Genomic DNA, 13,911 nt, shown 5'->3' with positions numbered 1-13,911 from the left:
CTCGCGCCGCGAGCCGCCGATGCAGCGCGGGCGCGGCGCTGGCCCGCGCAGCGCCGCGGCGTTCGCCGATGGCGTCGACGGCGACACGACGCTGTCTCCTCATTGCCCGGGGCGAGGTCGGCTCAGACGGCCTCGCTCGGGTGCTGGAGGTGATAGACGAGCGTCGCCAGCAGCGCGCCGGACAGGGGCCCGACCAGGTACAGCCACGCGTGGCCGAGAGCGGCGCTGTCGAGGGCCGCAGCCGCCGCGCCGAGGCCGACGGCCGGGTTGAACGCGCCGCCCGAGACCGAGCCGCCGGCGAATGCGGCGACCACGATCGTGAAGCCGATCGCCAGGCCGTAGAAGGAGTTCTTGGCCACGGCGTCGTCGGTGGCGACGTCGAGGACCACGAGGACGAGCGCGAAGGTGAAGAGCGTCTCGACCAGCAGCGCGGACGTGAGGTCGGTGGTCCCGGGCGCGACCAGGAACGCCTGATGCGTCACGATCGGGGCCAGCGCCGCCGCCAGCGTGGCGCCGGCGAACTGCGAGCCGGCGTAGCCGAGTGCCGTCGGGAGCCCGAGCTTGCCGCGCAGGTACACGGCCAGCGTCACGGCCGGATTGTAGTGACCACCGGAGATGTGGCCGCCCATGTAGACCATGCACATCAACGCCGCGCCGATCACGAGCGGGGCCAGAGCCCCGGCGTGCGCGACCGCCAGCGCGATGCTGAAGACGAACAGGAAGGTGCCGACGAATTCGGTGACGTAGTTCTTCATGACTGGGGATACCTGCGCCGCGTATCGACGGCGTCTTGCGTGACGGTCGGGGAGGGAGCGACTGTCCGCGATACCGGAGAGCGCCCGCAAAGATGCATTCGTGTCGAAGGCGCGAGGTCGACGCCCCGCGGGAGCCCGCGGGACGTCGATCCGCGGATCATGTCACCGCAGCTTGAACTCGATGCGGCGGTTCTTGGCCTTGCCGGCCTTGGTGGCGTTGTCGGCGATCGGCTCGTCGGGGCCGGCCCCGCGGGTGGTCATGCGACCGGCGTCGACGCCCTTGTCGGCGAGGTACTTCTTGACCGCGTCGGCGCGGCGCCGCGACAGGTCGATGTTGTGGTCGCGGTCGCCGTCGCTGTCGGTGTGGCCGCTGATCTCGACGCCCACGTCCGGGAACTCCTTGAGCACCTTGACGGCGGCGTCGAGCTTGGCGCGCGAGGCCGGCTTGATGGTGTCCTTGTCGACGTCGAAGAAGATGCCCTCGATGACGCCGGCGAACTTCTGGACCTTCTTCGGCACCTCGTCGGGGCAGCCGTCGGCGTCCTGGTAGCCGTTGACGGTCTCGGGCTGCTCGACGCACTTGTCGTCGGGATCGGGGATCTTGTCGCCGTCCTTGTCGGGGATCGGGCAACCATCGGGGGCGACGCCGGGCTCGTCGGGGCAGCTGTCCTTGCCGTCGAGGAAGCCGTCGCCGTCGCGGTCCTTCTCGGGGCAGCCGTCGGGGGCGATGCCGGGCTCCTGCGGGCAGGCGTCGACGCTGTCGAGGAAGCCGTCGCCGTCGCTGTCGGGCTCGGCGGCCGCGGGGCAGCCGCGCGGCGCGACGCCCGGCGTGGTCGGGCAGTCGTCCTTGCTGTCGAGATAACCGTCGCCGTCGGAGTCCTTCTCCTGCGCGGGCGCGTCCTTCTTGCGCCCGAGCGTGAGCGAGAGGCCGAGCAGGACCTCGAGGTGGTGGGTGCGCCCGGCGTCGACCCGGTACTGGCCGGTGAGGTTGTCGCGGACGTCGAGGCGCAGCGCCAGCAGGCGATTGACGTAGAACTTGACGCCGCCGCCGAAGTGCAGCGTCGGGTCGACGTCTTTGCCGATTCCGCTGGTGCCCATCAGGCCGGCGCCGAACAGCGCGAACGGGGCGATCCGGTACGGCAGCTGGAGGATGCCGTAGCCGCGGAACATGCCGAGCACGGCGCCGCCGCCGTCGGCGACCTTGGTCGGCGCGACGCCGCCTTCGATCTCGAGGCCGAAGAACGACAGCGGGTAGTAGCCGACGCGCAGGCCGATGTCGGGGGCGATCCGCTTGTACGGCTGCCACGCCCGGGTCGGGTCGTAGAGCTCGTGGTCCTGCGCCGGCAAGAGGATGCCGCCGTAGATGCCGAGCTCGACCATGTTCCGCGTGGGGCGGTAGCGCTTGATCCACGGGGTGCTGTCAGAATTCTTCTTCGCGTCGGCGGCGGGCTTGGCGTCGGATTTGCTCGTCTTGGCGTCGGACGTGAGGCCGGCGGTCGAGACGGAGGCCTTGGCGTCCGCGCCAGCCTCCTGGGCGCCGGCGACGGCCGGGACGGAGGCGAGCAGCAGGGCGAGGGGGAATTGGAAGGTGCGCATGATCGAACCGCCTATTCGATGCAGAAGGTCTTGTAATCGGAGAAGCAGGCCCCGACCTGGGAGTAGGTGTATTGGCCGAACTTGCCGGACAGGTACGTCGTGTCCATGATGGTCTTCTGGGCGACGATCGCGTCGTCGTCCTTGGTGCGGATGACGATCGTCATCTCGCCGGTCTTCTTGTGCGTGAGCTCGAACAGGTAGTCGGTGTTGAAGCTCCAGCCGGCGGTCGAGAATTCGGCCGGCGCGGCGAGCAGCTTGGAGTTGGCGGTGTCGGCCGGCGCGTGCACGTCGGCGCAGGCGAACGGGTCGTCGCCGTCGACGCCGACCATCTTGACGGTCATGCCCTGGGGGACGTTGCCGCCGCAGTTGGCGAAGTTCTGGTTGCCCCGCTTCCAGTGGAACACGTAGAAGTGCTCGGTGTCCTGGATGCCCCACATGAAGCCGACCCAGTCGTCGTCGTTGTCGACCTGGTTGACGCGGAAGGTCCCGGTGACCTTGGCGTCGTCGAGGTCCCAGCCGCAGAACAGCGCCGAGGGCCGGCCGTTGACCGTCTGGCACAGCTCCTTGTCCTGCGCGTCCCACTGCCAATTCGTCGGCAGGTCGTTGACCCACGGGAAATCGTAGGTCTCGCAGATGTCGGGGTTGAGCTCGAGCGGCAGGTTGTTGATGTAGACGGTGACGTTGTCGCTGGCGACGAGGCCCTGGCCGTCGGTGACGTCGATGGTGTAGGTGGTGGGACCGGCCGGCGCGGCGACGGGGCCGGCGATGCCGGGGTCGTCGAGCGAGTCGGCGGGGCTCCAGGCGTAGCTGTAGACGCCGTCGCCGCCCATCGGCGTGGCCATGAGCGGGGCGGTCTCGCCGAACTCGACGCACATGGTCGGGCCGGCGTCGACCGTGAACTCGGGCCAGCACTTGAGGCCGACCTCGTCGCAGCCGCCGAGGCACACCTCGGTGGAGCTGTTGGTGCCGTTGGCGTTGCAGGTCTGCAGCGCGTCCTCGCCGAGGCAGACCACCTCGTCGGGCTCGCACGGCTGGCAGTCGGTCACGACCTCGGCGTCGGCGTCGTCGCAGTCGCTGCCGGGGACGACGCCGTCGGGCGGCTGAGAGTCGCCCCAGTCGTCGCCGTCGACGTCCTTCATGCAGGCCTCGGGCGAGTCGTTGGGCGCGGCGCCCGCGAAGGTGTGCTCGCTGCTGTCGTCGCAGTCGGTGCCGGGGACGACGCCGTCCGGGACCTCGGAGTCGCCCCAGTCGTCGCCGTCGACGTCCTTCATGCACGCCTCTTCGGAGTCGTTGGGCGCTGCCCCCGGGAAGGTGCCGGCCTCGCCGTCGTCGCAGTCGGTGCCGGGGACGGTGCCGGGGCCGGAGGGCGTGGCGTCGCCGTAGCCGTCGCCGTCGGCGTCCTCCATGCAGGCGGAGTCGGACTCGTGCTCGGCGGCGCCGGGGAAGGCGTCGGCGTTGTCGTCGTCGCAATCGGTGCCCGGCTCGACGCCCTCCGGCGGGGCGCCGTCGCCGTAGCCGTCGCCGTCGGCGTCCTCCATGCAGGCGGAGTCGGACTCGTGCTCGGCGGCGCCGGGGAAGGCGTCGGCGTTGTCGTCGGCGCAGTCGTCGTCGTTGGGGACCGAGCCGGGGAAGGCGCTGTCCTGGCACGTCCCCGGGTCGCCGAACCCGTCGCCGTCGACGTCGGCGCAGTGCATGCCGCCGCCCATGGTCGCCGAGCCCTGCGTCGGGTCGGCTTCGGTGTCGCCGGCGCTGTCGGTGGATTCGCCGGCGGACTCCGATTCGGCGGCGGACTCCGACTCGGAGGCGGACGCGGTGAGGCCGCACTGCTGATTGTTCTGCTGGCTCCACACCCAGCCGTCGTCGCCACACACGCCCCCGCAGCCTTGCAGCGCCAGCAGGGTCGCGCAGCTCAGGGTCATCCGGCCGAACTGCAAATATTGGTGTCTCATGGGTCAGTCGCTCCAGTTCTCACATCAAGGGTCGAATGGCCGCGGCGACGCGATGCGTCGCGCGTCGCCGGGCCGCGAACGGCCGCCTCCGCGGCCGGCGACGCGCACGTGGTCGCCGGACCGACGGCGTCGACGAGCCGCGAGGTCGTGCCCGCCCGCGCGCGGCCCTGGCGGCCGCGGGAGGCGGAGATCGAATGTTGTCAGCCGTATCCAGCCGGCCGCAGCCGGTTCATGTCCTCAAGGACAGGTCATTACTTGCGCGCCGCGACGGCGGCGCTGAGGATCCCCTTGCCGCTCGGGCTCGCCGGGGTCGGATCCTTCTCGAGGGTGATCAGCACCGTGAAGGCGGCGTTGGGCGAGCTGGCCTCGAGCTGGCCGCGGCGGTCGCCCTCGTCGTAGGCCAGCGTGCCCGCGCGCACGGCCGGCAGATCGCCCGACACGAGCCAGACCACGAAGGCGGTGGCCTCGGCGTCGAGGCGCGACGGCGGCGCCAGGTTGGTGATGTCGAGCGTCACGGCGTAGGTGCCGGTCTTGTTCTTCTTGGCCACGATCTTGGCGTCGGAGCCGAGCGCGGGCGCCTGGGTCGGGGCCTGCACGGTGGTCGCACAGGCGGCGACGGTCGACAGGAGAGCAGCGGTGAATAGAGGAACGAGGGCGCGTTTCATGGTCGGAAGGACAGTGGTGGAAGGGTCTGCCGTACTCACACGGCTCGAGGCGCTCGGGTCACACGAAAAATTTCGAGGTCGAGGCGACGGTGGTCAGTGTGTCGACCTTCGTCCCGTGACGCGAGGGGTGCACGGCTTTCCACCCCCCGGTCCCGTGGCTTTCCCGGCCAGGGCGGCCGGTCGGCGTCGAAGCGTCTGCCGTACTCACACGGGCCGAGCCGCCGGGGTCACAAAAAAAATTCATGGCCGGCGCAGGCGGGCCCGGGCGGGCGCCGGGCGGGCGCCCGCCCACGTCCGGCGCCGTCGCGGTGCGAGTGAAGACGGGGCGAGGGGGGGACGCAATCTCGCGGCTCGTCCGGCAAAATCGGCGCGCTTCGCTCGCGCGCGGCGCGAGCCGCTCGCGGTCATGGCGGGGCCTCACGCCGGGCGTGTCGACGGGTCCTCTTCAATGTTGCGCGCGCTCGCTCTCGGCGCCGGTCTCGTGCGGTTCGCGGTAGGAGCCGGGGGCGGCCGGGAGCTGAAGCGGCCGCACTGCGACGGCGAGCGTGCGCACCATCTCGGACAGCGTGGCGCGGACGTCAGTGCGCTCGCGATCGAGCAACCACACGGCTCTCACGGGGATGAGCACCGCGAACAGGACGGCGAGCGGCCAAAGGCCGAGCAAGACGAACACGGCCAGCACGGAGCCCAGCGTGAAGGTCTCGACGAGGAGCTGGAGAGACCTGGGGAGCAGCCCGTCCCAGTGGAGCTCGAGTAGCGAGCCGCCGTCGTCGCGCTTGTGGAGCACGCCGAAGATCTCCAGCCCGAGCTGTCCGGTTCTCGTGGGTCTTCGTCGCCAGCGGAACGTCTCGCCGTCGACCTTCAAGACGGGCCGGCCGCGCTCGTCCTCGATGGTCGGCAGGACCTGTCGCAGGTGCTCGAGCACGTCGGCCGGAGCGGAGGTCAGCTCCAACGAGCGGCGCCAGGGTCGCGTGAGCTCCTGGGGCGGCGAGAGGTGGAGCTCGATGTCGGACATGCGATCGGACGTCGGCGAAATTTCGATTGTAGACCGGCGCCTCACCGGCCGCCCGAAAGACGCGCTGCAGCGTGCCTCGTCACGCGGCTCGCGGGGCATGGCCCTCGACGATCCCCGCTCGGCCATGCGCGCGAGCGCCCCGCGCTCGCGTGCGGCGCGGCCCCGCTGTCGCATCCGCGAATTCCCCAGCACCGCTGCGCACGGGCCGAGCCGCCGTCGCGCGGCCGAGAGGACGAACGACTGATTCGATTGCGCGGGCGCGCGAGGCTCGAGTCGCGTGATGTTGTGGATGAGCCGGCTCGCGGTCGCGTGCCATCGAGGCCGCGAGGCCTCATACGAATCGTAGCGAGCCCTGGTATCTTCGCGTCATGATCCTTCGCCTCGCCTGCTCGATCGTGCTCGTCGCCGTCTCTGCTTGCTCCTCCGGGCCGTCCGGCGATTCGTCGACGGACGCCGGCAGCGCGACGGCGACGACGACCACGACGACGGACGCCACTGGACCGACGACTACCAGCGAGAGCACGACGGACGCGGGTTCGACGACGACGACCACGACCACGTCGACGCCGACCACGTCCACCAGCAGCAGCGCCGCGACCGACGACAGCACCTCCGAGACCGGCACGACCACCGGCGGGCCGTTCTTCTGCGCGGTCGAACCGGACGGCTGCTGCGTGGTCACGATCGAGGTCGAGGCCGACACGTTCTTCAGCGACGCGGTCGACGGCATCGGCGGCGGCTGCCCGGTGGTACAGAACCCGAACGAGCCCCTCGCCTGCGAGCACTGGAGCTTCGGCAAGGCCAGCCAGGCGCCTCTGTTCAAGGACGACGGCCAGGTCGACTCCGCGGTGAAGGGGACGAGCGTGATGGCGCTGCGGTTCCCGATGCAGGACGGCGCGCTGTTGTCCGAGGATGGGCCGATCCCGAACGAGGTGATCGCGGCGAGCAGCCTCGAGCTGGCCGCCGAGATCGAATGGGACAAGATCAGTGACCTGAAATTCTCCATCCATGCGTTCGACCCCGACCAATCATGGCAGGAGGGCGACGGGCTCGCGGCGACCCCGTGCGTCGACGGCCTGGCCTCGTGGGCCTGCGCCGAGTGCGGGCCGATGATCCAGCAGTGCGTGACGCCGTGGGCGAACATGCCGCCGATGACCGCTCTCGGCGTCGTCTCGGCTCCGGACGGCGGAGATCCGGGAGCGCTCGCCCTCGACCTGGCGGAGCTCGGCGCACCGTCCAGCTGGGTGCCGGCGCTCACCAGCGGCCTGGTGCTGGCGCCGAGCTCGTCGACCTACGAGGGTCAGGTCCTGAACGAACAGGTGCCGTTCGGACCGCTCGTGGTCGAGGCCCGCGAGTCGCAGTCTGCGCCGCCGCGGCTGCGCCTCACGCTCTGCCAGCCGTGAACGACCGCCGACGCACCCGTCGCTGTCGATCCCCTGTCGTTCGCCGTCCTGGTCCGCGCCCCCGGCCGAGGGGTTCGTCGCGGGGTCCAGGTGCCACGATTCACAGGATCGAGGAGCAGGCCCCGAGCGCCTTCATGTCCTTGGCATTGAGCGCGCAATCGACCTCGGCGCGCGTGCCCTGCTCGGCGCAGGCCTCGAGGATGTCGGCGCGGACCTCCTCGAGGATCTCCTCGACCGCCTTGGCCTGATCGCCGGCGTCCGTCATCGCCAGCTTCTCGAAGTGGGTGAACATCTTGGTGCAGGTCTCGGGCTCGACGCCGGTGCCGTGCTTCTTCACGTGCAGCTCCTGCTCGGCCTCCTTCTCGGCGTCCTCGCAACGCAGCAGCTCGTCGAGCGTCCTGGCCTCGGTGACGCACTGCGCCACCTCCGTGAAGATCTCGGGGCCGACGTGGACGCGCTGGTGCTCGAGCGCGTGGATGCAGTCGAGCAGCGGCGGCGCCTTGTCGGCCAGCAGCCCGGCCATGTGGGTGCACAGGGCCTCGTTGGTCGGGCCCTTCTCGGCGTGGTGCGACAATTCGGCGAGGTGCTCCTTGAGGGCCGGGTTGGTCACCGCCTCGGACGTCTCGAGCGTCGACGCCGCTCGCGCCAGCACGCCCGACTTGTCGTGGCCGATGTCGAGGTGGAGCGGCGCCGGCTTGGCCTCCGGGGCCTTGGCCTCCGGAGCCTTGGCCTCCGCACCCTTGGCCTCGGGCGCCCTGGGCGCCTCGGCGAGCTTCTTTTCAGGCACGGCCTTGCCGGCATCGCTGCCGCAGGCCAGAGCGAGGGAGAGGCTGACGAGAATGGCTGCAGTGCGCATCGCCGGCACGCTACCCCACCCGCGATTGCGGTGAACATGGCGAATCACCTGTGATGCGATTCACGAGAGTGCGATCGGCGGTGCGATTCGACGCGCCCGCGCGAGCGGGGGCTCGTCACCCCGGATCAGCGTCGCGAGCACGGCGGCGCCGTGGATCCCGCTCTGCGGCGGGCATCGGCTGAACGGATTGCCAGCGTCGACAGCCCACAGCCGGCCGTCGCGGGCGCAGCGGAGGTCGCCGAGCGGTGCGCCGCGGCCCAGGTCCGCGGCCTCGGCGAGCGCGCGGCCAGCGAATCACCGCACGGCATGAACACGAGGACGTCGGGATCGGCGGCGCGATCTCGTCCTGCTGCTCGGCGTGACGGTTCGCCTGTCCGGGAGAGCAGATGTCGCCGCCGCCGAGTGCCACCAATTCGCGCACCCGGTGGCCGCCGAGGAACGGTGGGTGCCCCCATTCGAGCGTGAACGTGCTCGCCCATGACCGATCGAGCATGTCCACAGGGGCAGGCCGACCGCGCAGCGGCGCTCACGGCCGCGCCGTGATCTGCTTGCCGACCAGCTCGAGCGCGAGCTCGATGCCCTCTTGCAGGTGAGCGAGCGTCGGGATCGCGCCGATGTCGACGCCGAGCTCGGTGAACGTGCGGGCCACGTGCGGGCTGATGCCGGTGAGGATGGTCTGGGCGCCGACGAGGCGCATGGCGGCGGTGGTCTTGAGCAGGTGATCGGCGACCCTGGTGTCGACGGCGGGCACGCCGGCGATGTCGAGGATCATCACCATCGCCTGCTCCTCGACGACCCGGAGGAGCACGGTGTCCATGATCTGCTGCGCGCGCTGGGTGTCGATGCCGCCGATCAGGGGCAGCAGCAGGACCCGGTCGTGGACCTTGGCGACGGGCGTCGAGAGCTCGCGGAGCGCGGCCTGGTGGCGGCCGATCGTCTCGAGGTTGGCGGCGATGTACGCGTCGATGGCCAGCGACATGTCGAACATCACGAGCTTGAGCAGGTCGGCGTAGATCGCGCTCGCCTCGGCCGGATCGGCGAATTCGCCGAGGAGCCTGGCGTGGAGGACCGAGAGGTAGTGGCGGTAGGCGCCGATGTACCAGCGCGGCGGCATGCCGATCGCCTCGTGCGCCGCGCCGACCCGCAGGCGATCCTCGACGTAGGACAGGTCGCACCGCCCGGCGAACAGCTGCAAGAAATAGTCGCGCTGTAGCCGCTTGACCCGGCGAATGGTGGCATCGTCGGGGAAGTAGCTCCGCGACGCGGGGTGGCCGAGGATCAGGCGGTAGAAGTCCTCCACCACGTCGTCCATGTGCTTCTGCGCGAATGGCTCGAGGCGCCGGAGCCGCTCGAGGCCGGAGTCCTCGATCTCGAAGTAGGCCCGGCGGGTCGCGAGCTCGCGCTCGTCGAATTCGATGCCGGCGCGCAGCGCCTGTGCTGGGGGCAGGTCGCGTTTCATCTGCGGCGCACGATATCAGATCGGGTCCGGCCGCCGGGGCCACGCGCTTGCGATCGGAATCGCGTCTGTCGTGCCGCGATTGCCGGCGCGCCGGCCGCCCGCCGCCATCGCGGCGCCCGTCGCACGATGACGTCGCGTCAGGTCATGTGTTTATATTGGCAGTGTGGACGACGGGGCCCGCGCGGGAGCATGATCGATCGGTCATGTCCATGAGGCCATGTCGCCGATCGCCGGGCGACACGCGACAGGGCCGCCCGGTGGGGGCGGGCGCACTCATGGGAGCGAAATCGATCGGGCCGGCCCGCGAGCGACCGCCGATTCATCGTTCTGCGGCGATGGCGAGCCGATCGCCGGCGGCGTGCCGCCGGGGCTCGCGGCGTTGTATGGTGGTGTGACCATGACTCGCGCACGCACCTTCGTCATTCTCGCGATCTCCGCCGTCATCGCCGGCTGCACCGGCACCGAGCCGGCGAAGGACAAGGTGGTGGCGACACCGGCGGCCGCGCCGCCGAGCGAGAAGACGGAGCCGACACCGCCGCCCACGCCCGCGCCCGAGGCGGTACCGACCCGGCCGCCGGGCGAGTTCGATGTGTCGCCGGCGATCCCGGGCGAACAGGCCAGCACGCCGCCGGTGCGCCGGGTCGAGGGTGCGCCGCTGCAAATTCTGTGGAAGGCGCAGGTCGGCAAGACGACCTTCCGCACGACGATGGCGCTGGTCGACGGCCAGATCGTGATCGGCACCCACGGCGCGACGCTCGACGGCAAGAACGAGGGCTCGGACGGGGTGTACGTGCTCGAGGCGCGGACCGGCGCGCGCACGCGGCTCATCCATACGCCGGGCGGGGGCGACCGCGACGTCGGCGGCGTGGCGATCGACGGCGATACGGTGTGGTTCACGACCGACAATTCACAGATCGTCGCGGCGACGCTGGCGGGCAAGGTGTTGTGGACGGCGAAGGCCAGCGGCAAGGTGCGGCCGGCTCCGGCGCTGGCCGACCTCGACGGCGACGGCGCGCTCGACGTGGTGGTCGGCGACGAATCGGGGGTGCTGCGCGCGCTGCACGGCAAGACCGGCGCGACGCTGTGGCACAAGAAGAGCGGCACCAACGAATACAACGCGCGCGGCTACATCGCCGCCGTGGCGATCGCCGACCTCGACGGCGACGGCCAGGACGACGTGGTCGCCGGGGCCCGCGACGCGATCCTCGCCGCCTACCGCGGGCGCGACGGCGAGGTGTTGTGGCAACAGGCGCGCGACTCGGGGATCCACGCGTCGCCGACGATCGCCGACTTCGACCTCGACGGGAAGCCGGAGGTGCTGGCGGCCTGGTCGTACGGCGATCTCAGCGTGCACGACGGCGCCACCGGCGAGCCGCGCTGGGCCACGGTGGTGCAGCAGGACGGCGCCGGCATCGACGGTCTGTTCGCCACGCCGGCGCCGCTGGCGGGCGATCCGGGGGTGATCGTGGCCGGGACGGCGTGGTGGGACGACAACGACGGGGTGGTGCTGGTCGGCGCCGAGCGGCGAGAGTTCCGCTCGTTCGAGCAGCGGGTGTCGGCCAGCGCGGTGGTGATGGACCTCGCGGACGACGGCCGCCTCGACGCGATCGTGGGCACGGAGAAGGGGCTGCTGCTGGCATTTTCGCCCGACGGCGGCCGGCGCGAGCTGGCCAGGCTCGGCGGGCCGATCGAGGCGCCGGCGATGGTCGCCGACGTCGACGGCGACGGGACGCAGGAGCTGCTGGTGGCCAGCAACGACGGCTCGCTGACGTGCTTCACCACCGGGTCGAAGACGCCGACGCCGATCCCACGCTTCCGCGGGGCGTCGCCGCACAACCGCGGCGACATCGGCAAGGTCGCGCTCGGCTGGCACTCGGGACAGGTCGACGCCGGCGAGAAGGCCCCGGGAGGCCGCGGGATCCGGATCGACTATCTGCGCTGCTGCCAGGACCTGGTCGACGCGGCCACGCGCGCGCCGGCGCCCGACAACGCCCGCCTGCTCGACGCGGCGTCGAAGTGCAACTCGCTGGCGGCGGCCGCGGTCGAGCGCGCCAACGCGATCGCGGCGGTGAAGCTGGCGGCGGCGCCCGCCGACCTGCCGGCGAGCTGCGAATGAGGGCAGCGAGCGTCGTCGCGAGCGGGCATGAGCGGACGGAGAGGATCGCTCATGCGTAAATATGCCTGACGGAACATGTCCATGCGGACAGCCTGAAGGGCGAGCGGCGGCTGGCTCGGCCCGTCTCTGCCGGGGTGAAGCCGGGCGAGGTGGCGGGACCGCTGGGCTCTTGAGGCCTTCGTGCGCGGGGCCGAAACCGAGCAGGCCAGATCTGCGGTGACGGGGCCCGCGGGCGATTGATAGGATGCGGGTATGAGCACCCGCGCCTCCTGGCTCGTCCTCGCCGCCGCGACCGTCGCATTGCTTCCGGGGGCGGCGCTGGCCGACATCCCGCCGGATCCCGACTCGCCCGACGCCAATTGCTCGCGGGAGAAGCAGTGCCCGACCGGCGAGTTCTGCGACTACTCGTTCATGCCCGGCCAGCCGGAGTCGGAGTGGAAGCTCGTCGGCGAGGAGTGCCGCACGGCCGCCGCGGCCAAGGGGCTGCAGCGGCGCTGTCGCGACGGCGGCAATTACTCCGGCGTGGAGCTGTTCTGCCCGCCGGGCGCGACCGGCAGCTGGTCGCCCCCGGGCACGAAGACGGCGCCTGCGCCCGAGTCGCACAAGCCCGCGCCTGCGCTTGCGCCTGCGAGCGAGCCGGCCAAGCCGGGCCCTGCGCCTGCGAGCGAGCCGGCGAAGCCGGCCACGAGCTCGTGCGCGGTCGGGAGTGCAGGCGCAGGCGCCGGCTGGCTGGTGCTGGCGATCGCGCTGCTGCGGCGGCGGCGGTGAGGCGGGCGAGTGACGCGGGCGAATCGTGAGAGGCGCGAGCATGACTGCTCGCGGTTCTTGTGGTGTCTTGACCGGGGAGCGAGCGGCGCTCGTTCTTCGGCCGTGCCGGTCGTTCATGGTTCTGAGGATAGGTCCATAGGAGCATGTCCACAGAGACATGCCCAAGAAGACATGCTCTTTCGGCTATGCCTCTTCAGGCACCTCGGCGCCCGCGCGGTCGGCGGCGATGGTCGCCAGCAATTGCTCGTACTGGGCGCGCCGGTCGGGCCGGGCGTCGCGGGCGGCGCGGGTGAGGGCGCTCTCGGCGAGCGGGCCGAGGCGGCGCAGGGCGGCCGCGATCTCGCGGTGGAGCGGGTCGCGGTCGTGGGCCAGGCGGGCGATCAGCGGGGCGACGGCGGGGGCGTGGCGGCCGTGGGAGACGGCGCGGATGGCAGCGCGCCGGATGTTCGGGTCGGGGTCGTCGAGCAGCTCGAGGGTGGCGTCGAGGTAGCGGAGGCGGTCGCCCGCGGTTCGCAGCAGGCGGTGGGCCTGCAGGCGCACGCGCGGGCTGGCGTGTCCGACCAACTCCTCGAGCAGGTCGAGCCAGTCCGCGCCTGACGCGGAGGACATGTCCTTGAGGTCTTGCCGGATCTGCTCCGGGTCGGCGGTCGGCAGCCGGGCTCGCAGCTCGGCCACCGTGCGCGTCGAGGTCTCGCCGGCGGGGGCGGGCAGGGGCGTGCGCAGGGCCTCGAGGTCGAGCGGCGGCGGACGATCGCGGGCGGCGAGCGGGGCGGCGTCGGCGTGTTCGCCCAGACGGGCGGCGTGGTCCGGGGCGCGCGCGAGCAGGTCGCGCCAGGGGGGCGGCAGGGTGGTCGGCGGGGCCAGCAGGTCGAGGCAGCCCCACTCGCCGGCGCGCAGGCGGGGCTCGAGGTGCGGCAAGAGGCGCGCGGCGGGGAGCCAGCGCAGGCACGCCGCGATCGGGCGGCGCAGCCCGGCGGCGTCGGCGGCCCACCAGCGGATCAGCGCCGGCACGAGCTCGAGGAGGACGTCGAACTCGAGCGCGCTGCACAGGGTGACGACGCGGGCGCGCAGCTCGAGGTCGTGCTCGGCGGCGGGGGTCCACGCGGCGTGCTCGGCGGCGAAGGCGGGGCCGAGGCGGCTGGCGCGGCGGTTGTCCAGGAGGACATGTCCTTCGAGACATGCCGCGAGCACGGCCCGCTGGGCGGCCGGCTCGGGCCATCCGAGCAGGAGGTCGGCGACGTGCTCGCGGTCGTGCGGCCCGGAATCGGCGAGGCGCGCGAGCAGGCGGGCGAGGGCGGCGGCGCTGCGGGGCGGGGGCTGGTGCCGCGC

General features: G+C 71.7%; 11 protein-coding genes. 3 read left to right on the top strand and 8 right to left on the bottom strand.

From position 1 onward, the window contains the following. Window positions 1–122: 122 nt before the first annotated feature. The 5 genes from K7C98_RS15155 to K7C98_RS15135 all read right to left on the bottom strand — a co-directional run bounded on the left by K7C98_RS15155 (window position 123) and on the right by K7C98_RS15135 (window position 5,980). On the bottom strand, window positions 123–755 hold the full coding sequence (locus K7C98_RS15155; protein WP_224192369.1) for an MIP/aquaporin family protein: 633 nt from the start codon (window positions 753–755) through the stop codon (window positions 123–125). A gap of 162 nt (window positions 756–917) precedes the next feature. Next, window positions 918–2,351, bottom strand: a complete 1,434-nt coding sequence (locus K7C98_RS15150; protein WP_224192368.1) for an OmpA family protein — start codon at window positions 2,349–2,351, stop codon at window positions 918–920. Window positions 2,352–2,362: 11 nt separating this feature from the next. Beyond that, window positions 2,363–4,300, bottom strand: coding sequence for a hypothetical protein (locus tag K7C98_RS15145; RefSeq protein WP_224192367.1), 1,938 nt, complete (start codon window positions 4,298–4,300; stop codon window positions 2,363–2,365). A gap of 251 nt (window positions 4,301–4,551) precedes the next feature. Continuing rightward, on the bottom strand, window positions 4,552–4,965 hold the full coding sequence (locus K7C98_RS15140) for a hypothetical protein (RefSeq protein ID WP_224192366.1): 414 nt from the start codon (window positions 4,963–4,965) through the stop codon (window positions 4,552–4,554). A gap of 445 nt (window positions 4,966–5,410) precedes the next feature. Beyond that, the gene (locus K7C98_RS15135; RefSeq protein WP_224192365.1) at window positions 5,411–5,980 is read right to left on the bottom strand and encodes a hypothetical protein; all 570 of its coding nucleotides are present in this window, start codon (window positions 5,978–5,980) and stop codon (window positions 5,411–5,413) included. Between the two features lie 368 nt (window positions 5,981–6,348). On the opposite strand from K7C98_RS15135, the gene K7C98_RS15130 reads away from it, so the two are divergent. Beyond that, window positions 6,349–7,383: a hypothetical protein gene (locus K7C98_RS15130; protein WP_224192364.1), complete on the top strand. Its 1,035-nt coding sequence runs from the start codon at window positions 6,349–6,351 to the stop codon at window positions 7,381–7,383. A gap of 100 nt (window positions 7,384–7,483) precedes the next feature. On the opposite strand, the gene K7C98_RS15125 is transcribed toward K7C98_RS15130, so the two are convergent. Together K7C98_RS15125 and K7C98_RS15120 are read right to left on the bottom strand one after the other, a co-directional pair. Beyond that, window positions 7,484–8,239, bottom strand: coding sequence for a hypothetical protein (locus tag K7C98_RS15125; protein WP_224192363.1), 756 nt, complete (start codon window positions 8,237–8,239; stop codon window positions 7,484–7,486). Window positions 8,240–8,765: 526 nt separating this feature from the next. Further along, on the bottom strand, window positions 8,766–9,698 hold the full coding sequence (locus tag K7C98_RS15120) for a protoglobin domain-containing protein (RefSeq protein ID WP_224192362.1): 933 nt from the start codon (window positions 9,696–9,698) through the stop codon (window positions 8,766–8,768). A 397-nt stretch (window positions 9,699–10,095) separates the two neighbouring features. Between K7C98_RS15120 and K7C98_RS15115 the strand changes: the two genes are divergently transcribed. Further along, complete coding sequence (locus K7C98_RS15115) at window positions 10,096–11,814, top strand: FG-GAP-like repeat-containing protein (RefSeq protein ID WP_224192361.1); 1,719 nt, start codon at window positions 10,096–10,098, stop codon at window positions 11,812–11,814. Between the two features lie 252 nt (window positions 11,815–12,066). Continuing rightward, window positions 12,067–12,582 carry a hypothetical protein gene (locus tag K7C98_RS15110; protein WP_224192360.1) on the top strand — a complete coding sequence of 172 codons (516 nt, stop codon included), beginning with the start codon at window positions 12,067–12,069 and terminating at the stop codon, window positions 12,580–12,582. A gap of 183 nt (window positions 12,583–12,765) precedes the next feature. Here the strand turns inward: K7C98_RS15110 and K7C98_RS15105 are convergent. Next, a partial coding sequence (locus K7C98_RS15105) for a HEAT repeat domain-containing protein (protein WP_224192359.1) occupies window positions 12,766–13,911 on the bottom strand: 1,146 nt, incomplete at its 5' end.

Origin of the sequence: Nannocystis pusilla, from assembly GCF_020073745.1 — a bacterium.
Taxonomy (GTDB): domain Bacteria; phylum Myxococcota_A; class Polyangia; order Nannocystales; family Nannocystaceae; genus Nannocystis; species Nannocystis radixulma.
Note: the sequence above shows the minus strand (reverse complement) of the source record. Positions and strands in the feature narration are given on the sequence as shown.